Origin of the sequence: Streptomyces sp. NPDC005931 (assembly GCF_042871235.1) — a bacterium.
In the GTDB taxonomy this organism is placed as follows: domain Bacteria; phylum Actinomycetota; class Actinomycetes; order Streptomycetales; family Streptomycetaceae; genus Streptomyces.
In genome coordinates this window covers 184,204-203,151 of the sequence record NZ_JBIAIG010000003.1, presented here as the reverse complement: position 1 = coordinate 203,151, position 18,948 = coordinate 184,204, and the positions used below count along the sequence as shown (strand labels likewise).

11 protein-coding genes are annotated in these 18,948 nt (G+C 73.8%); 2 read left to right on the top strand and 9 right to left on the bottom strand.

What is annotated here, in order from left to right:
- Positions 1–9: 9 nt before the first annotated feature.
- Both ACFYOV_RS08535 and ACFYOV_RS08530 read right to left on the bottom strand, forming a co-directional pair.
- The gene (locus ACFYOV_RS08535; protein ID WP_389084510.1) at positions 10–2,361 is read right to left on the bottom strand and encodes a bifunctional salicylyl-CoA 5-hydroxylase/oxidoreductase; all 2,352 of its coding nucleotides are present in this window, start codon (positions 2,359–2,361) and stop codon (positions 10–12) included.
- Positions 2,358–3,185, bottom strand: a complete 828-nt coding sequence (locus tag ACFYOV_RS08530; RefSeq protein WP_389084508.1) for an enoyl-CoA hydratase family protein — start codon at positions 3,183–3,185, stop codon at positions 2,358–2,360. The genes ACFYOV_RS08535 and ACFYOV_RS08530 overlap by 4 nt, the downstream gene beginning before the upstream one ends.
- A 496-nt stretch (positions 3,186–3,681) precedes the next feature.
- Here ACFYOV_RS08530 and ACFYOV_RS08525 point away from each other — a divergent pair, with 496 nt between their 5' ends.
- Positions 3,682–4,134: an ATP-binding protein gene (locus tag ACFYOV_RS08525; protein WP_389084505.1), complete on the top strand. Its 453-nt coding sequence runs from the start codon at positions 3,682–3,684 to the stop codon at positions 4,132–4,134.
- 8 nt (positions 4,135–4,142) lie between these two features.
- On the opposite strand, the gene argF is transcribed toward ACFYOV_RS08525, so the two are convergent.
- The 4 genes from argF to ACFYOV_RS08505 all read right to left on the bottom strand — a co-directional run bounded on the left by argF (position 4,143) and on the right by ACFYOV_RS08505 (position 9,111).
- The gene (gene argF / locus ACFYOV_RS08520; protein ID WP_389084503.1) at positions 4,143–5,150 is read right to left on the bottom strand and encodes an ornithine carbamoyltransferase; all 1,008 of its coding nucleotides are present in this window, start codon (positions 5,148–5,150) and stop codon (positions 4,143–4,145) included.
- Positions 5,151–5,251: 101 nt separating this feature from the next.
- A complete protein-coding gene (locus ACFYOV_RS08515) occupies positions 5,252–6,475 on the bottom strand; it encodes an arginine deiminase (protein WP_389084500.1) in 1,224 nt (407 codons plus the stop codon).
- 29 nt (positions 6,476–6,504) lie between these two features.
- On the bottom strand, positions 6,505–8,808 hold the full coding sequence (locus ACFYOV_RS08510; protein ID WP_389084498.1) for an aKG-HExxH-type peptide beta-hydroxylase: 2,304 nt from the start codon (positions 8,806–8,808) through the stop codon (positions 6,505–6,507).
- A 75-nt stretch (positions 8,809–8,883) separates the two neighbouring features.
- Positions 8,884–9,111 carry a hypothetical protein gene (locus ACFYOV_RS08505; protein WP_389084495.1) on the bottom strand — a complete coding sequence of 76 codons (228 nt, stop codon included), beginning with the start codon at positions 9,109–9,111 and terminating at the stop codon, positions 8,884–8,886.
- A gap of 1,034 nt (positions 9,112–10,145) precedes the next feature.
- On the opposite strand from ACFYOV_RS08505, the gene ACFYOV_RS08500 reads away from it, so the two are divergent.
- Positions 10,146–11,471, top strand: coding sequence for a cation:proton antiporter (locus ACFYOV_RS08500; RefSeq protein ID WP_389084493.1), 1,326 nt, complete (start codon positions 10,146–10,148; stop codon positions 11,469–11,471).
- A 76-nt stretch (positions 11,472–11,547) separates the two neighbouring features.
- On the opposite strand, the gene fxsT is transcribed toward ACFYOV_RS08500, so the two are convergent.
- From fxsT to ACFYOV_RS08485, 3 genes are read right to left on the bottom strand one after another with little or no spacing between them, the layout of a single operon-like run.
- Positions 11,548–16,152: an FxSxx-COOH system tetratricopeptide repeat protein gene (gene fxsT, locus ACFYOV_RS08495; protein ID WP_389084491.1), complete on the bottom strand. Its 4,605-nt coding sequence runs from the start codon at positions 16,150–16,152 to the stop codon at positions 11,548–11,550.
- Positions 16,153–17,265, bottom strand: coding sequence for an AAA family ATPase (locus tag ACFYOV_RS08490; protein ID WP_389084488.1), 1,113 nt, complete (start codon positions 17,263–17,265; stop codon positions 16,153–16,155).
- Positions 17,262–18,803: a hypothetical protein gene (locus ACFYOV_RS08485; protein WP_389084486.1), complete on the bottom strand. Its 1,542-nt coding sequence runs from the start codon at positions 18,801–18,803 to the stop codon at positions 17,262–17,264. Before ACFYOV_RS08485 ends, ACFYOV_RS08490 begins: the two co-directional genes overlap by 4 nt.
- Positions 18,804–18,948 lie beyond the last annotated feature (145 nt).

Below are 18,948 nucleotides of genomic sequence, written 5' to 3'. Positions count from 1 at the left end.
CGGACCGGTTCACGTCCCGAGGGTGAGCCGGGGTTTGGGCGCGTCCGTGCGACCGGTCCGCGGGCGTCTGCTGCCCGCCCGGTAGGGGGCCGGCCAGACCGCTCCCGGTCCGTCGTAGCCCTGCTCGGCCGCCGCGTGCAGCGTCCAGTGCGGGTCGTAGAGGTGCGGGCGGGCCAGCGCGCACAGGTCCGCGCGTCCTGCCAGAATCAGCGAGTTGACGTCGTCCCAGGAGAAGATGGCGCCGACGGCGATCACCGGCACGCCCACCAGCCGGCGGATGCGGTCGGCGAACGGTGTCTGGTACGACCGCCCGAACTCCGGCCGCTCCTCGGCCACGACCTGTCCGGTCGACACGTCGACGGCGTCGGCGCCGTGCGCGGCGAAGGCGCGGGCCATCTCCACCGCCTCCTCGGCGGTGGTGCCCCCCTCGGCCCAGTCGGTGGCGGAGATGCGGACGGTCATGGGCCGGTCCCCGGGCCACACCTCGCGCACCGCGTCGAACACCTCCAGCGGGAAGCGGAGCCGTTTCTCCGGCGATCCGCCGTAGGCGTCGGTACGGCGGTTGGTCAGCGGGGAGAGGAAACCGGAGAGCAGGTAGCCGTGGGCACAGTGCAGTTCGAGCAGGTCGAACCCGGCTCGCCCGGCCCGCCGGGCGGCGGCGGTGAACTGCTCGCGTATGTCCGTCAGTTGGGCGCGAGAGAGTTGGCGCGGGGTCTGGCTGCCGGGTTTGTAGGGCAGCGGAGAGGCTGCCACGAGGGGCCAGTTGCCGTCCTTCAGGGGCTCGTCCATTCCCTCCCACATCAGTCTGGTCGAGCCCTTGCGGCCGCTGTGACCGAGCTGCACGCCGATCGCCGTGCCGGGCGCCCGGGTGTGCACGAACTCGGTGATCCGCCGCCATGCCTCGGCCTGCCGGCCGGTGTAGAGACCGGCGCAGCCGGGCGTGATGCGGCCCTGCTCGCTGACGCACACCATCTCGGTCATCACCAGCCCGGCCCCGCCCAGCGCCCGGGCACCCAGGTGGACGAGGTGGAAGTCGCCGGGGACGCCGTCGACCGCCGAGTACATGTCCATGGGCGAGACGACGACCCGGTTGCGCAGGGTCAGGCCGCGCAGCCGGAACGGGGTGAACATCGGCGGGGTGCCGGGCGGGCAGCCGGACTCCCGCTCCACCGCCTCGGTGAAGCGGGGGTCGCGCAGCCGCAGGTTGTCGTGGGTGACGCGGCGGCTGCGGGTGAGCAGGTTGAAGGCGAACCGCCGGGGCGGCTGGTCCAGGTACAGGTCCAGGTTCTCGAACCATTCCAGACTGGCCCGCGCCGCGCGCTGGGTGGAGGCGACGACCGGTCGCCGCTCCGCCTCGTAGGCGGTCAGGGCGGCCCGGAGGTCGGGCTGTTCGTGGAGGCAGGCGGCGAGGGCCAGGGCGTCCTCGACGGCGAGCTTGGTGCCGGAGCCGATGGAGAAGTGGGCGGTGTGGGCGGCATCGCCGAGGAGGACGAGGTTGCCGTGCGACCAGCGTTCGCAGACGACCGTGCGGAAGGTGGTCCAGGCCGACTTGTTGGACTTCAGCGGGCGCCCGACGAGGGCGTCGGCGAAGATCTTGGCGCAGCGCTCGACCGACTCGCTCCCGCCGAGTGCGTCGAGGCCGGCGGCACGCCACACCTCCTCGCGCATCTCGACGATGACGGTCGAGGCGTCGGCCGCATAGGGGTAGCCGTGCAGTTGCACGACGCCGTGCTCGGTCTCGGCGATCTCGAACCGGAAGGCGTCGAAGGCGAAGTCGGCGGCCAGCCAGATGTACCGGCAGCGGTGGCCGGTGACGTGGGGCCGGAACACGTCCGCGAAGGCCGCGCGGGTGGTGCTGTGCACGCCGTCGGCGGCTACGACCAGGTCGTACGTCTGCGCCAGCCGCGCCGGGTCCGGGGCCTCGGCGCGGAAGCGCAGGTCGACACCGAGGGTCCGGCAGCGCGCGTGCAGGATCTCCAGCAGGGTGCGCCGGCCGAGGGCGGCGAAGCCGTGTCCCGTGGAGGTCTGGCGCACGCCCTGGTGGACGATGTCGATGTCGTCCCAGCGGACGAAGTGGCGCTGGAGGGCGCGGTAGACGTCGGGGTCGGCGTGCTCGATGCCGCCGAGGGTCTCGTCGGAGAGGACCACGCCGAAGCCGAAGGTGTCGTCCGGGGCGTTGCGTTCCCAGACGGTGATCTCGCGGCCGGGGTCGAGGCGCTTGAGGAGGGCGGCGGCGTAGAGACCGCCGGGGCCTCCGCCGATGACCGCGATGCGCCGGGGGTGGCCCGTCGTGGCCCGCGGCCGCCGGTCGTCCGTGGCCGGTCGCGCGGCGCCCCGCGCCGCTGGGGCCGGCGCACTCATCGCCCCCTCCATTTCGGGGGCCGCTTCTCGGTGAAGGCCGCGTGGAACTCCGCGTAGTCCTCGCCGTTCATCAGCAGGGCCTGGGTGGAGGCGTCCAGTTCGATCGCCGTCGACAGTGGCATGTCCAGTTCGGCCGTGAGCAGGGCCTTGGTCTGGGCGTGGGCCAGGGCGGGTCCGTCGGCCAGCCGGCGGGCCAGGGCGCGGGCGGCCTCGCCGGCGCCGCCCTCGTCGGCGAGTTCGCTGATCAGGCCGATGCGCTCGGCTTCCGGGGCGCGGACCGGCTCGCCGAGCATCAGCAGCCGGGTGGCGTGGCCGAGGCCGACCACCCGCGGCAGCAGGTAGGCCGCGCCCATGTCACCGCCGGACAGGCCGACGCGGGTGAAGAGGAAGGCGAAGCGCGTGGTGGGGTCGGCGACCCGGAAGTCCGCGGCCAGCGCGAGGACCGCGCCGGCGCCGGCCGCCACGCCGTGCACCGCGGCGATCACCGGAAACGGGCACTCCCGCACCGCGCGCACCACCTGTCCGGTCATCCGGTTGAAGTCGAGGAGCTGGGCGGTGTCCATGGACAGGGTCGCGCCGATGATCTCGTCCACGTCCCCGCCCGAGCAGAAGCCGCGCCCCTCCCCGGCCAGCACCAGGGCCCGTACCGCTCGCTCCCGGGACAGCTCGGCAAGCAGGTCGCGCAGATCGGCGTAGGCGCCGAAGGTGAGCGCGTTCAGCTTCTCGGGGCGGGCGAGGGTGACGGTGGCGACGCCGTCGTCGAGATCGACGCGCAGGTGCTCCCAGCGGGCGGTGCGGGCGGCGGAGCCGGTGAAGGGACTCATGAGGGCGGCCTCCTCGGGCGGGCACTGCGCGGCTCACTGAGCTCTACCCCACGAAGCTATCACCGATTCATGACTGTCGTCACGAGAGCGCAATAGGCAGCGGGGCCGCGGTCCGGCACATTCCACCGCCGCGATCCCACGGGGCTGCCTCGCCGCGATCCCACGGGGCGCACCACACCGATCCCGCAGGGCGCACCGCGCCGCGAGCCCGGGGGACCGCCACGTCGCCATCCCACGGGGCCGCCCATCGCGATCCCGGGGGCGCGCCGCGCCGCCTCGCCGCCCGGCCCGGCGCCGTCACGGCCGTCACGGCTCGTCGACATCCGCGTAACGACCGGAGCCGGCGCGGGAGGCGGGGCGTGGACCCGGGTAGGCCGCCCGTTGCCGGGGCCGGACGCTCCGGACGGTGCCCGACGAGGGTTCCGGCGGCGCCCGCTCGACGGGCCTCGCCGGGCGCGTCGTACGATTCCCTGTTGACAGCAGGACAGCCTGCTCCATGAACGGACCCGCCTTGCACGAACGCCCGCCCGCCTCCGCCTCCTGGCGCGTCGCGCTGCCGCACACGACCGCGGCCGTGCCCGTGGCCCGCGCACTGGTCCGCACGGCCCTGGCCGAGCTGGAGCACTCCCCCGACACCGACACGGCGGAGTTGCTGACCGCGGAGCTGGTGGCGAACGCCGTGGAGCACACGTCCGGCAGCGCCCCGATAGAGCTGGTGATGAAGCTGCTGCCGACGGGCTGCCAGGTCGAGGTGCACGACGCGGATCCGGTGCCACCCGGCGATCTCACCCGCCCGGCACCCGCCGTGCCGGACCCCTGGCAGGAGCACGGGCGTGGACTGCTGCTGATCCGCGCCCTGAGCTCGTCGTGCGGTCACCGCCCGACGGAGTCCGGCAAGGCGGTGTGGTTCCGGCTGCCGGTGCTGCCGCGCCAGCGCCGCCCGGCCTGAGGAACCGGTCAGGCGAGGGTCGCGACCAGGACCGCCTTGATGGTGTGCATGCGGTTCTCGGCCTCGTCGAAGACGACCGAGTGCGCCGACTCGAACACCTCGTCGGTCACCTCCAGCGACTCCAGGCCGTGTGCCTCGTACACCTCGCGGCCGACCTTGGTGCCCAGGTCGTGGAAGGCCGGCAGGCAGTGCAGGAACTTGACGTCCGGGTTGCCGCTGGCGCGCAGGACGTCCATGGTCACCGCGTACGGCGCGAGGGCGGCGATCCGCTCGTCCCAGACCTCCTTGGGCTCCCCCATGGAGACCCAGACGTCGGTGGCCACGAAGTCGACGCCCGCGACCCCCTCGGCGATCTCCTCGGTGAGCGTGATGCGGGCCCCGCTGGACACGGCGAGCTCACGGGCGCGGTCGACGATCTCCTGGGCGGGCCAGTAGGTCTTCGGGGCGACGATGCGCACGTCCATGCCCAGCAGGGCGGCGGTGACGAGGTAGGAGTTGCCCATGTTGAAGCGGGCGTCGCCGAGATAGGCGAAGGCGATCTCCCTCGGCGGCCTGGCGCCGTGCTCGGTCATGGTGAGCACGTCGGCCAGCATCTGGGTGGGGTGCCAGTCGTCGGTCAGGCCGTTGTAGACGGGCACCCCGGCGTACTCGGCCAGCGTCTCCACGGTGGACTGGGCGTCCCCGCGGAACTCGATCGCGTCGTACAGCCGGCCGAGCACCCGGGCGGTGTCCTTGGCCGACTCCTTCTTGCCGATGTGCGAGCCGCTCGGATCGATGTAGGTGGTGGAGGCACCCTGGTCGGCGGCGGCGACCTCGAACGAGCAACGGGTGCGGGTCGAGGGCTTCTCGAAGATCAGCGCGATGTTCCGGCCCCGCAGGTACTGCTGTTCCGTCCCGCCCTTCTTGGCGGCCTTCAGCTCCGCGGCCAGGTCGAGCAGACCGAGGAACTCCTGCTCGGTGAAGTCCAGCTCCTTGAGGAAGTGGCGGCCGGCGAGGGCGGTCGGGACTGTCGCCATGGGGGCGCTCCAGGAGGTGCAGGGACAGGGTCGGCTGGAATTCTATACGAGCCCTTGAATTTCTATGCGACCAGTGTCGGGTGACGTGGGTGACAGGCCGCCTAGACGGCGTCCCGTTCGACCGGACAGCTCATGCAGCGCGGCCCGCCCCTGCCCCTGCCCAGCTCGCTGCCGGGGATCTCGATCACCTCGATGCCCTGCTTGCGCAGGTGCGTGTTGGTGGTGGAGTTGCGCTCGTAGGCGACGACCACGCCGGGTTCGACGGCGAGCACGTTGCAGCCGTCGTCCCACTGCTCGCGCTCGGCCGCGTGCACGTCCTGGGTGGCGGTCAGCACCCGGATCTCGCTCAGCCCGAGCGCGGCGGCGATCGCGCGGTGCATGTGCTCCGGCGGATGGTCGGTGACCTTCAGTTCCTTGTCCCCGACGCCCGGCTCGATGGTGTACGAGCGGAGCATGCCGAGGCCCGCGTACTGCGTGAAGGTGTCGCCGTCGATCATCGTCATCACCGTGTCGAGGTGCATGAACGCGCGTCGCTTCGGCATGTCCAGGGCCACGATCGTCTCGGCGGAACCGGCCGCGAACAGCTTGTGCGCGAGCATCTCCACGGCCTGCGGGGTGGTGCGCTCGCTCATGCCGATCAGCACCGCCCCGTTGCCGATCACCAGCAGGTCCCCGCCCTCGATGGTGGACGGGTAGTCGGCCTGACCCTCGGACCAGACGTTGAACGACTCCTGGCGGAACAGCGGGTGGTGGCGGTAGATCGCCTCGAAGTGCACGGTCTCGCGCTGCCGGGCGGGCCAGCGCATCGCGTTGATGGCGACGCCGTCGTAGATCCACGCGGAGGTGTCGCGGGTGAAGAGGTGGTTGGGCAGCGGCCCGAGCAGGAAGTCGTCGAGTTCCATGGCGTGGAAGCGCACGGAGGTAGGTTCCGGGTGGGCGTCCAGGAACTCCCGCTTGGTCATGCCGCCGACCAGGGCCTCGGCCAGCTCCTGCGCGGGCAGCGTCTCGAACGCCGCGCGGAGGTGGTCGGTGGCCAGCGGTCCGTACTCCTTCTCGTCGAAGACGCGGTCGAGGACGAGCGAGCGGGCCGCCGGGATCGCCAGCGTCTCCGTGAGCAGGTCACCGAACAGATGGACGGCGACTCCCCGGTCGCGCAGGACGTCGGCGAATCCGTCGTGCTCGGCGCGCGCCCTGCGCACCCAGAGCACGTCGTCGAAGAGGAGGGCGTCCTTGTTGCTGGGGGTGAGCCTTTTGAGCTCGAGATCGGGCCGATGCAGGATGACGCGGCGCAGCCGCCCGGCCTCGGAGTCGACATGGTAGGTCATGCCTCCATCCTGACCATCCGAGCGGGGGTTCACCCCTCTGCCGGACGAACAGAGTTCCGATCGATACCGGTCGACGACCCGCCCGCCGCGGTCCACGCCAGCTCGGGCCGCGCCAGCAGCCGGCGGGCGGCCCGGCCCCGGTCCAGCGACGCGCGGGCGACGATCCATCCGGCGAGCGTGTGCGGGTCCCCGGGCTCGCGGTCCAGCGCCTCGGCGTACCCGTCGAGCGCAGCGGCGGCATCACCGGCGGCGAGGTGTTCGTCGGGGATACGGGGGGCGGCGGGGCGGGCGGCGAAGGCGTGGGTGCGGGTGTCGGGCCAGGGAGTGCGATCGGGGCGGAGACGGAGGTCGCCGCCGGTGCCGGGCGCTTCCCTCGCGGGAAGGCCGCCGTCTGGTTCCGGCGGGGCCACGTTGCGCAGCCGCCACTCCGTGCGGTGCAGGGCGGCTGCCGTGCGGGCCCGGGCGAGCGCGGCGGGGTCCACGGGCTCGCGCAGCCAGCCGTCCAGGGTCCGGGCGAGCCCGCCGACCAGGCCGTGCCCGGCCGGGGTGAGCCGGCCGCTGGTCAGGAGGGTGCGGACGACGAGCCGTGCCTGGATGCGGCGCAGCGCGAAGTGGTACGCGGCCGGCTCGGCGTGCTCCCGGTCGGCCAGGTGGTCCCGCCAGAAACCGGCCACGCCGGTGAAGGCGTACGCGCCGTGCAGCAGTCCGGTGAGATGCCGCGGGTCGGGTCGCCAGGGGGCGTAGAAGCGCTCGGCGCGGTCGTCGTCGAGCAGGGGGAAGAGATGGACGAGGGCGGCGAGCTTGCTGTGCTGGAACTCGTGGACCATCGCCTCGGCGAGCGACGCCGCGCAGGAGGGGCGGGCGATGACCATCGCGCCGTAGGAGTCGCCGCTGGAGGCGGACACGCGGACGTCGGGGGGCGGCTCCGGGCTGGGGCTGGTCCGCTCCCAGGGCACGACGGCCCGGATCACGCAGGGGTCGAGCCGCCCGGGCGGCCCCGCGGCACCGCCCGCGGCCAGGATTCCGGCCGCCTCGTCGAACAACCGCTGCCACGCCTCGGCCTCGTCGGCGTCCAGACGGGCGGGGGGTACGGCGCCGTCGAGGTCCCGGTAGGGGTCCAGGTCTTCGAGCGCTATGGCGACGGGCCCGGTGGCCGTGCAGTGAGTCAGGGTCCGAAGGGGCAGCCAGCAGGGCACGGCATCCCCTGCGGGGGCGGCCGTGGACTGCGCGTCGGGGGGAGCACCGCGGTCCACCGCCACGGCCCCGGCGGATCCGGGTCCCTCGGCCGCCACCGTCACGGCCCCCTCCTGCCCGGACGCGCCGGCCACCGGTACGGCCTGCTCGTCCCCCGGCGCCTGAGCCACTGGCACGGGCAGCCCGCCCTCCGACGCCCCGGCGGCCACCCGCACCGACGCCCCGGCGGGCCCGGCCTCGCCGACCCGCGTCGACACGTCCCCACCGGTGCTCCCGGCCGCCCTCGGCACGGACCCCTCACCACCGGAGACCTCGGCCACCCGCGCGGCCCCCACGCTCCCCGACGCCCCAGCCGTCGGCACCTGCCACCCGCCCCCCGACGCCCCGGCGCGCCCAGTCGTGCCGACCTGCGTCGGCACCTCAGTGCCATCAGCCCCGCTGCCCCCTACCGACGCCCCCGCACGCGGGCCCTCGGGGCGGACCGGCGCCGCTCCCCCGGAACGCGAGGGGGCCTTGGGGGCCGTCCCCGGCCCTCCGGTGCACCGCCCGGCCCCGGTGATCGGTACCGGCGTCGGTCGGCACTCCAAGGCCGTCGGCCGGCCGGAGCGATCCGGCCCGGTGAGCGTCAGCCGTCCCGCCCGCGTGCGCGCCCGGCCCGTCGTGACGCCACCCGTGCCGCCGGTCAGCCGGGCCAGACCGAGGCCCGGCAGGGGCAGCGCACCATCGGTCAGGGGAACGCGCAGAACCGTTTCCGTGCCGGCGAGCAGCGACGCGGTCACCGCGAGGACGTTGAGCCGGCCCGCCTCGGCCCACAACGGCGGCCCGGTGGCCGTGCCGTGCGTCCTGCGCAGCATGTGCGCGATCCACGCCCCGGTCGTCGGCGCGAGCAGCAGCCGCTCGACCGGCACCGGCGCCCGCTCCGCGGCCTCCTTGAACACCCGCCACGCCTCGGCCGCCGGCGTCAGCGGGGTCGGCAGTGCGTGCAGATGGTCCAGCAGGGTGCGCAGGAGCAACAACCGGCGTGCGCGCTCTCCCTGCTCGAGGAAGGTGACGGCCCGTGCGGAACCGCCCCCGGCGGCCAGTTCCGCGAAGAGTTCCCCGGGCATGCGGAAGGGGGGTACGCGCTGCTCGCTGGTCATGGCCGGGGCACCTCCGGTCGATGGGCGGGCGTGCGGGAGCACCACGCGGGCACCCCGGTCACTGCGCGGTGCCGGTCACTCGGCCCGGCCGCCCGGCTCGCCACCGCCCCTGATGCCGCCCCGGGACCTGAGGACCTCCGCGAGAAGGCGGGCGCCGGGGCCGAGCGGAGCGAGGCCGTCCACGGCGGTCAGGGGCAGGGCCGCGAGATCCGCCAGATCCGACTCCCGTGCAGGAGCCTCCGCCGCGATGACCTGCTCCCGGGCGACGGGTTCGGCGGTGCGCTGAGCGGGCGGCTGATGCAAGGTGCGTCCCCCTTCTCGCACGGTGGCACGCAATGCCCCGTGTCCTTAATCCATCATGGCCATTGAGCCCCGCATCGAAAACCGTACGATCACGCCACCCGATCATCATCGACCACGCAGCCGTCGCGCGACAGCCCCGAACTCCATTGGCGGTCGGAGGAGTTGACGCCGTGCGGTCGGGTGCCGTCCGGACACGGCGCGGCGTCGAGGGGCGCGGCCAGGGCACCGCGAGCGTGCCGGGCGGGGGTGCCGAGCCTGCTGGGGCCACCGGTGCGGGCCCCGGTGTGACGGGTCGGGCGGACGGTGCCCCGGGGATCGGCGCGGTGCCCGCCGCGCACCGTGCGCCGGGGCCGCCATCAGCGAGTACCCGGACATCGCGGCCGCTGCCCGGACGGGCGCCGTACGGGGACGCCGCCCCGCCGTCACCCCCGCGCACGTCCATACCCCGGAACGCCGCGGTCCGGGACACCGCCTCCGCGGGGACGGCAGAGTAGGGCCCGCTCCTGTGAGGGCTGCGGGGCGTGTCCGCACGGCCGGAAACAGTCCCTCCGCATGAAGCGGCCACCTCACGCCCGGGGGAACACGGGATCGCCCCTCCGCCGGGCATACCGCCGGGCCGAGAGCGCACGCACGGCGCACGGCGGCACGCGAAGCGGCCGAACCGGCGGTACGGGGCACAAGGGGCGCATTCGGCGGGCCACGCCCCGGGGTCGGAGGCCCGCGAAAACCGGCGTTCCCGCCCCAGGCCCTTCCGGTGACGAAGCCGCCGTCGAACGCGCGGGCGAAGATCAGACCCCCGCCACCGTCCTCGCGCACCCACCCCCAGGGGCGCCCCGACCGGTGCGCGCACGACCGGTCCCACGGCCCGGGACGACCGCCTCACCGTGCCCCCCGTGACACGGGTGAATCGCGTGTACGACTCCTTATGCGCCGTCAAATCATGGATACCCTAGGACAGTTGACGTCGCGCAAACGTGCGACACCGGCCGCGGGAACCTCGTCACCGGCCGGACAACGGGACAACAGGGGGACACGTGAGCCCTGACGCGCTGATCACGCACTTCGTGGGGGCCTCGGCCCTCATCCTGGTCGCCGCCCACGCGGCCGGCTGGGTGGCCCGTCGGCTGAGGCAGCCGTACATCGTCGGCCAGTTGACGGCGGGCATAGCGCTGGGACCGTCCCTCCTCGGCAGCACGGCTCCCGGCGCCTACGAGACGCTGTTCCCGGACGAGATCGGCACCGCGCTGACCGGCTTCGCGCAGTTCTCGCTGGTGGTCTTCCTGTTCGCGGTGGGCTACGAGCTGGACCTGAAGCTGCTCGGCGACCGGGCGCGTACGGCGGTGACGGTGGCGGTGGCCTCGTTCGTGGTGCCGATGGCGGCGGGCAGCGGCTGTGCGCTGCTGTTCCGGGACCAGCTCACCGCCCTCGGCATGCCGCGCGACCCGTCCCCGTCCATGGTGGTGTTCGCCGGGGTCGCCCTGTCGATAACGGCGGTTCCGGTCCTGACGGCCATCGTGCGGGAGAACGGCCTCGCACCCACGGTGCCCGGGGTGGTGGCGGTCTCCGCGGCCGGCCTGCTCGACGTGGTGTGCTGGACGGTGCTGGCCGGAGCACTGATGGAGGATGGCGCGGGTCACACGATCGGGTGGCCGTGGCGGATGGCGCTCGCTGTGTGCTTCGTGGCCCTGATGGCCGTCGGCGCCCGGCCGCTCCTGCGCCGGCTGCTGTGGCGCACGCACATGGACTCCTCGCTGCGGCTGGCGCTGCTCATCGGCTTCGCGCTCGCCTCGGCGTGGGTGACGCACTCCGTGGGACTGCACGTGATCTTCGGGGCGCTGCTCGCGGGCGTGGTGGTGCCCCGGGAGCGCGGCGGCACGCTGGACCCCGACCTGCTGCGGCCCCTGCACGACGTCAGTTCGCTGCTGCTGCCCTTCTTCTTCGTGACCTCGGGCCAGTCGGTGGCGCTGAACAGCATGGACGCCACGGGGTGGACCGCCCTGCTGGTGGTGACGGTGCTGGCGGTGGCCACCAAGGTCGGCAGCGGCGCCCTCGCGTCGCGGCTCGGCGGTCTCGACCGGTACGAGGCCCGTACCGTGGGCGTCCTGCTGAGCGCCCGCGGCCTCACCGAGCTGATCGCCCTGAACGCCGGTTACGAGGCGGGCCTGCTGAGCGCCCCGCTCTACACCGTCCTGGTCTCCATGGCGCTCGCCACGACCCTGCTCACCCAGCCGCTGCTGCTCCTGACCCGCCCCCCGTCCGCACGCGGGCGTCGCGAGTCCGTGGAGCGCGACGCCGGACCGCCGTCGCCTCCCCCGGGACACGACGACACGCGCCCGGCCCCGGTGGCGGACCTGGGCTGACGCCCCTCCGCCCGATCCGTCCGGGGTGGCACCGGTGGCACCGGATGCCGCCCCGGACGACGTGCGTCACGTGCGCCTACAGCGGCATGGGGGCCAGGTCGCACTCGATCCGCCGGCGCTGACGGGCCGCCACGAGCCACGGGTGGTCGGCGCGCACCACGCGGGTGAAGCCCTCCACCGCCGTGCGCTGCCGCTCGTCCGCCTCGGCGCCCCGACCCAGCCCGCGCAGGTCGAGCGCGAGGTTCGCCGTACAGGCCAGTGTCACCGGATGGTCCGCGCCGGCGACCTCGGTGAGCGCCGCCAGATTCGCCTCGTCCATCTCGTGGGCCCGGTCGAAGTCCAGTCGCGCATAGGCCGTGTTGGCCCGGCTGACCTCTACGGTCAGGGTCATCACGTGCCGGGGACCGAGCGTGTCCGCCAGTCGGCGGGCCGCCTCGTCCTCCAGTTCCTGCGCGCCGTCGAGGGCACCGAGGGCACGCAGCGTCGCGGCCAGGTTCGCCTTGGTCAGCAGCGTGTAGGCGTGGTTTTCGCCGAGCAGGGTGGCGTAGCGACGCGCGGTCTCCTCACCCAGTTGGCGGGACTTCTCCAGGTCCCCGGCGAGTCGCTGGTCGACGGAGAGATTGATCGCCGTGGACAACGAGTCGGCGTGCACGGGTCCGTAGCGCGCGACGAAGCGCCGGAGGGTCTCCTCGGAGAGCTTGACCGCCTCGGCGAGCGCCCCGTCACGGCGTCGGCACACGGCCAGGTTGCGGGCCACCCGAAGGGTGAGCGGATGTTCCTCACCCATCGCGGAGCGCGCCCTGCGGTGGACGTCCTCCTGGAAGTCGCGGGCGCCGGGGAAGTCACCGCTCTCGCGCATGTCGATGGCCAGGCCGTTGAGGGTGTTCAACGTGAGGAAGCTGGCGGGGCCGAACATCAGCTCGCGCAGCCGGGCGTTCTCCTGGTCCAGCGGCAGCGCCTCGTCGAACTGCCCGCACAGCCGCAGGTCCACGCCCCAGCTGTGGGTGGCCCGCAGGGTGATCGGGTCGTCGGGGCCGAACATGGAGCGGGCCAGCTCGGTGGCCTCCTGGCCGAGGTCCCGGGCTTCGGCGAACCTGCCCTGGTAACGACGGGCGTCGGCCATCTCGCACAGGGAGTCGATCAGGTCCTCGGGGTCGACGTCGGTGCGCCGGGAGACCTCCAGGGCCCGCTCGGTCAGCGGGATGGCCTCGGCGATCTGGCCGATCTGCCGCAGGGTGAACGCGAAGGTCTTGGCCATGCGGATGACATGAATGTCCTCCTCGCCGGAGGCGGCGAGCCAGGCGCTCCAGGCCTGCCGGGCGAGGTCGGCGGCGCCCTCGTGGTCGCCCCAGTAGTAGAGGAACAGCACGGTGTCGTAGACCAGTTCGCGTACATAGGTGTCGGTGCTGGTCACCGCCTGCGAGGTGAGGATGTGCGGCAGCAGTGCCTGGTAGGCGCGCCATTCCAGGGACGAGGCGTAGTGGCCGGGTTTGGCGGCCGACAGCAGCTGGTGGGCGGCGTCCTTCATGCGCTCGCGCTGCTCGCGGTCGAGCTTGGCCAGCAGCACCGTCTGGAGCAGGCGGTGCATCTGCAGGGTGTCGGACCGGGGGTCCACCTTGACCAGGGAGAACTGGTTGAGGTCGCGGACGGCCCGGTTGAGTTTGATCGACTCGCGCAGCAGCGGGTCGACCTCGGGGGTGATGTTGACGCCCCGGCTGCCGCGGAGCATGGACCGCGGGATGGGCTCGGGGGCCATGCTGGCGCAGATGTCGAGGAGCTGGCGGGCGCCGGGGTTGTTCTCCCGGATCCGCTCCAGCGAGATGTCCCAGGCGGCGGCGACGGAGACCGGGTAGTCGGGCGCCGGGTCGAGTTCGAGGATCTCCGGGCTGCGCTGGGCGAGCAGTTCCAGGTACTCGTCGACGAGCATGCCGGTGACCGCCCGCCAGGCGCCCGCCTGCTCGACCGCGAGCGGCAGGTCGCCCAGGGCCTCGGCGAGCCGGTCCGCGTCCTCGGCCGACAGGTCCGGGGAGCGCTTCTGGAGCAGCTCGATGGACTCCTCACGCTCGAAGACGTTCACCGGCAGCGGCGTGGCGACCCGCTCCCAGGCCCGGTTCCGGGAGGTGACGATGACCTTGCCGGGCCCGTTGGTCGGGAAGTACTGGCGCACCGCCTCGACGTCCTCGGCGTTGTCGAAGACGAGCAGCCAGTTCTCGTACGGCGTCCCGGCGCGCAGCGCCTCCAGGACCGCCGGGACGGCCGTGTTGGCGGCCGGGGCGCCCAGGCTGTCCTGCCCCGTGGGAGCCACGCCCAGCTGGGCCGCCAGGGTGGCCAGCGAGGCCAGGACGAGGCTCTCCCGCTCGGCGGGGATCCAGCAGATCACCTTGTAGTCGTGCTGGTGCGTGTAGATGTACTCCAGCGCCAGCTGGGACTTGCCGACGCCGCCCAGACCGTGCAGGGCGTGCGGCAGCACCGCCGCCGTGTCCTGCGCGCCGAGCTGCTCCTCCACGGCCCTCAGCAGCGCCTGGCGGCCGACGAACGAGGTGTTCCGCAGCGGAACGTTCACCAGAAGGGCCGGCGTTGCGGTCGTGGTGCTCTGCATGAGCGGCTCAGCCTCCGGGGCTTCTTGTTGGGCGGTTACCAGGCCAGGCACGGGGTCTCCAGGTGCGTCAGGAACGTCCGACGCTGGATCACTGCCTTCTCGGGGGGCGGACGATCCTCCGCCGTCCGGGTGGTTCACCCCACCGGGTGGTCCTCCGGACAAACCGGCGGCCACCCGATCGGCCGCAAGGGGCAGGAGCCTGGACGGATCGGGCTCGATCCGGTTCGCACGTTCGGAGTACGGCCCCGAGAGCGCGCGCATCACGGCGAGTTCGCTGCGCACCCAGCCGCGCTCGGACGGGTCGGGCAGCCTGGTGCCGACCGGGTCGCGCAGGGCGGCGCGCAGTGCGACCCCCCGTTCACCTGCGGCCGGCAGCTCGCCCACCACGCTCACGGTGCGGGCGAGCTGGGAGCGGGTGGTGGTGGCGAGCAGCGCCTCGCGGACCCCGTCGGCGAACTCGGGGCGGCCCTCGCCGCCGCTGTCCCAGTCGACGAGGCCGCCCATCAGGATCTCGGCGAGGTGGTCGGGCCCGGTCTCCGGCATGACCCGGCGCCGCAACTGCTCCATGAGGTCGAACTCGAAGGGAATGGCGGCCAGTTGGGTGGCGAGCCGACGCGCGGCGGGTGTGGCCAGGGTGAAGAACCGGCGGACGGCGCCGGCCGCGGCGCGCGGGAGGCGCGGGGCGCGCAGGCCGGGCGCCGGCGCGCCCTTGGTGAGGGTGCCGGCGAGCACGACCGGCAGCGAGCGACGCACTCCGCGCTCCCCGGTGACGAGGTCGGCCCAGGCGGCGACGGAGCCGGGCTTGAGGGAGACCACCGGGACGGGCACGGAGTCGTCGCCGGCCTCGGGCAGCGGCCGCATGGGGTCGGGTCCGCCGGGCGGTGCCCAGTGGGCGAGGCCGTCGTTGGGGACGCCGAAACCGCCGGCCTCCAGGACCGCCGGGTGCGGGTACAGGGAGGTGCGGTGCCGCAGGTGGGGCGGGAGCAGATGGACGAGCGCGGTGGGGCCGGAGCGGGCGAGGCGCCCGAGCAGGGCGTCGGCGGCGGGGGCGGCCCAGCCGTGGGCGAGGCCGTCGGTGACGACGAGGAAGACGCGGCCGCCGCGCCCGTCGAGGAGTTCGGCCGGGTCGGCCGCCGCTCCCCCGCTGGTCCAGTTGAGGGTGGCGATCCCGGTCCGCGGGACGGTGACCTCGACGGCGCGCACGGCGCGGAAGGCGCCGCTGTGCTCGGCGGCCTCGGCGATGCGCGCGGTGGTCTCCTCCCAGATCCGCATGGTGGGTGCGTCGTCGGCGAGCAGCACCAGGTCGAAGGCGGGGGTGCGGGCGGGCCTCAGGAACGGCATCCACATGCCGTCGGCGAGGCCCTGCTCGGCGGTGGTCTCCTCGTCCAGTTCGAGCGCGTCGCGGGAGGGGACGCGGCGCGCGAGCTGGTGCAGGGCACGGGCGATCAGGGCGGTACGGCGGCCGGGGCCGTGCTGCGGCAGGTTGGCCTCGGGCAGCAACGGGCCGCCGACGGGGAACGTGGCGGGGCCCTCGGGGTCGGGTAACAGCCCGCCGCCGGCGATCGCCGGTGCCGTGGGCGGACCGGGGGCGCCGTCGGGGTCGCCTCCGGAGGGGCGGGCCGGGCGCCCCGTGCGGGGGGTGGTGCCGCCGAACGGGTGCGGGGCTTCAGGGAGGCGCGGGGCGGAAGGGAAGGGGAGATCGGCCGGATCCGCGCGCTCGGAGGGCACCGCGGGTTCCCCGGTGTCCCCGGGGGCCGGTGCAATCCCGGAGGGGGCGGGGCCACCCGTCGTGCGGACGGCACCCGGGTGCGGCGCGGCGTCCTGCCCGGTGGCGCCGGGGCCGCCGTGGCGGTCCCAGTGGGCGGCGAGCCAGACCGCGTCGGCGACCTCCTGCCAGTGCGGAACGTCCTCAGTCTCGACGTCGGGTCCGCCGGCCGGGTGGCGCGGGGCGTCGCGGAGGGAGCCTCTGTACTCACTCGCGTGCTCGACGGAGTCGGGGCACACCGATGGAGGCGACGACCCCGACACAGGTCCGCCGTCGCCGGATCCGGATGCGCGCTCCCTGGGAAAGCCGTTGTCCATTCAGCGGCCCTTCGCGAGGTCGCGGAGGAGCATTTCCACGAGCTTACGCCCGTTTCCGTCGGCCTGGAAACCACCCGTGGTAGTGATCTGGACAGCATTGAGTAACTGGTCCAGGGAGTGCGTGCCGCCCGCTTGGACGCGCCGGAGGTAGAGGTCCACCAGGTCCTCGGTGCCCTGCGGACGTTCCCCGAGGTGCCGCTTGACCATGGCCAGCAGTTGTTCGCGGGTGGGGGTGCGCAGTTCCAGCGGCAGACAGCGCCTGCGGAAGGCCGCCGGGAACTCGCGCTCCCCGTTGCTGGTGATCACCACGACGGGGAACTCCCGGCATTCGACCCGCCCTTGTCGCACCTCGGCGCGGACGCCGGGGTCGCTGGTGTGCACGTGCGCGGTGTCGGCGCCGTCGCGGACCAGCTCCGGGACGTCATAGCTTCCGTTCTCCAGGACGTGCAACAGGTCGTTGGGCAGGTCGATGTCACTCTTGTCGAGTTCGTCGACGAGGAGCACCCGGGGACGATCGTAGGGCAGCAGAGCGGTGCCGAGGGGCCCGAGCGTGATGAAATCACCGAGACAGGGGGGCAGTTGACGGTCCCTTGACGCTCCGCCCGGCTCCCGCTCGGGCGCCGGGTCCTGCGGCGCGGACGCCGCCGCGTCCCGCAGCCCCGCCTGCCAGGCGGCGATGGCCTGGGCGCGGCCCATGGCGTCGTGGACGTAGAGGCCGTCACGCAGGGTGGTACGGCTGACGATGTTCCACTCCAGCACCCGGCCGAGCCCCAGTTCCCGGGCGATCACGTAGGCGAGGGTGGACTTGCCGATTCCGGGCGGACCGGTGATCAGCAGGGGCCGACGCAGCAGCAGCGCGGCGTTGACGGTGTCGATCTCCTCGGCGCCGAGCTGCGCAGTGACCTCGCCGGGCCCCAACCGGCGCAGCGCCGCCTCGGGGTCGTCCGACGGCGGGGGCTGGAGCGGGCCGCCGCGGAACCGGCGCCAGGGCGGGGGCGCGGGCAGCCGGGGCGGGGAGGACGAGGCGTGGCCGGTGGCGTGGAAGATCCGCCAGCCCACGGCGGACGCCTGCTCCTCCTGCGACGCGGACGCCTGCTCCTCCTGCGCGGTCATACCGGTGCCTCCTCGCCGGCGAGATCGCCGTCGTCGGTGTGGATGTCAACGAGTCGGGTCGGGTCGTCCCAGAAAAAGGCGATATGACGCCCCAGCAGGTCCGGACTCTGTGCGGGATCGACCGCCTTGCGGCGCAGCCGGTGGATGGCCAGCGGGATCTGTGCGGCGATCGGTACGGCGGCGAACACCGCGGTGACGACCTCGCGCCGCTCCTCCACGAAGACGCCCCGGCGGTCCCAGACGGCCAGCGCGACGCCCTCCGCGATGGCGGCCTTGAGCGCTTCCAGCGCGGCCGAGTCGGCGGGTGCGTCGAGCACCACGGCGGTGTGACCCGACTCCCCGGCCAGGGAGGTCTGCCAGGCGTCGAGCCGCTGGGCGTCCGCACCGGTCCAGCCGTGCACGGTCACGCCGTGCTGCCGCAGGGCCCGCCAGCGTTCCTGCCACTGCCGGCGGACCAGTACGTCGTCGGTGCGCATCCGTTCCAGACTGCGCAGATGGACCCCGTACTTCAGCCCGAGCGGCAGCGGCCGGCCGTGACCGGTCCTGAACCGCAGCCCGGCGACGTCGTGGTTGAGCAGGTCGTAGGGCAGCACGAACTCCACGTACGTCGGCTGCTCACGGCCGGCCGGGTGCGGTTCGGGCGGGGCGGACCACAGCCGCGCGCCCTGCTGGAGTGCCTCCTCGACGGCCTGGCCGAGGTCGTCCAAGGTGGTGACGGCGGGTTCGCCGGGCTGGGGGTTCCAGTGGCCGGGCACGGTGTTGAGCCAAGGGCGCACGACGATCTCGCCGGAGCCGTCGCAGGCGGGCTCCACGGCGACGATCAAGCAGCAGGGGATGTCGGGGTCGCGGGCCGTCCGGGCGCGTTCCTCCCTGCGCCGCGCCACCTCCCCGGTCAGCTGGGCGCGCCCGGCCCAGCCGTCGACCCATTTGACGAGGGCCCCGCGGTGGCCGGGGGTGGCGGCGAGGGAGGCGGCCACGTCGACCAGGAGGACGGCGGGCGGTAATCCGTCGGGTTGCGCGTTCCACTCCAGGACGTGGGCGAAGAGCTGGTCGGGGGTCAGTCCGGCGGGCAGGTAGAGGCCGTTGAGCTCCTCCGCGAGCCCGTCCCGTAAGCGGGCGGCGGGCACCTCACCCTTGGCCTCCGCGAGCAGGGCGCGGGCGGTGCCGGCGTCGTGGCCCGAGAGCGGGCCGGGCGGGAGGGTGTGCGCTGGAGCGGCGGGGGCGAGCAGCCGGTCGAGTTCACCGGCCGGCACGGCTCCCTCGAAGACCTCGACCACTGCGACGAGTACGCGCTCGCCGCCCGGCACGTTCAGCGCGGCGCGCACCATGGTGACCACGTCCTCGCGCAGCCGGACGCCGCGCACGTCGACCGTCCGGCCGAGCTGTTCACCGAGCACCGTCGCGAACTGGGTGCGACCCTGGGCGTCCTCCATGCAGCTCAGCTCGCACAGGGCGGCGGTGAGCCGCAACAGCAGTTCCAGGGCCTGCGCCCGCGAGGCGTCGCCCTCGGGCCCGCCGAAACCCTCGCCCTTCTCCACCGACTGTCCCCCATGAGTCGGTACGCCTGCCTGACCGACCTGCGAAGGTAGCACGGGACCTGACGGTCCACCAGGGACGAGTGGTGCTCGGGGGCACGACGTCCGGCCGAGTCCCCCACACGGGGGACACTCGGCCGGAATCGTT

Bases quoted from the DNA above. Each gene is read 5' to 3' on its own strand.
- ACFYOV_RS08535 (WP_389084510.1), bottom strand. From the start codon at position 2,361: ATGAGTGCGCCGGCCCCAGCGGCGCGGGGCGCCGCGCGACCGGCCACG.
- fxsT (WP_389084491.1), bottom strand. From the start codon at position 16,152: ATGGACAACGGCTTTCCCAGGGAGCGCGCATCCGGATCCGGCGACGGC.
- ACFYOV_RS08490 (WP_389084488.1), bottom strand. From the start codon at position 17,265: ATGACCGCGCAGGAGGAGCAGGCGTCCGCGTCGCAGGAGGAGCAGGCG.
- ACFYOV_RS08525 (WP_389084505.1), top strand. From the start codon at position 3,682: ATGAACGGACCCGCCTTGCACGAACGCCCGCCCGCCTCCGCCTCCTGG.
- ACFYOV_RS08510 (WP_389084498.1), bottom strand. From the start codon at position 8,808: ATGACCAGCGAGCAGCGCGTACCCCCCTTCCGCATGCCCGGGGAACTC.
- ACFYOV_RS08530 (WP_389084508.1), bottom strand. From the start codon at position 3,185: ATGAGTCCCTTCACCGGCTCCGCCGCCCGCACCGCCCGCTGGGAGCAC.
- ACFYOV_RS08515 (WP_389084500.1), bottom strand. From the start codon at position 6,475: ATGACCTACCATGTCGACTCCGAGGCCGGGCGGCTGCGCCGCGTCATC.
- argF (WP_389084503.1), bottom strand. From the start codon at position 5,150: ATGGCGACAGTCCCGACCGCCCTCGCCGGCCGCCACTTCCTCAAGGAG.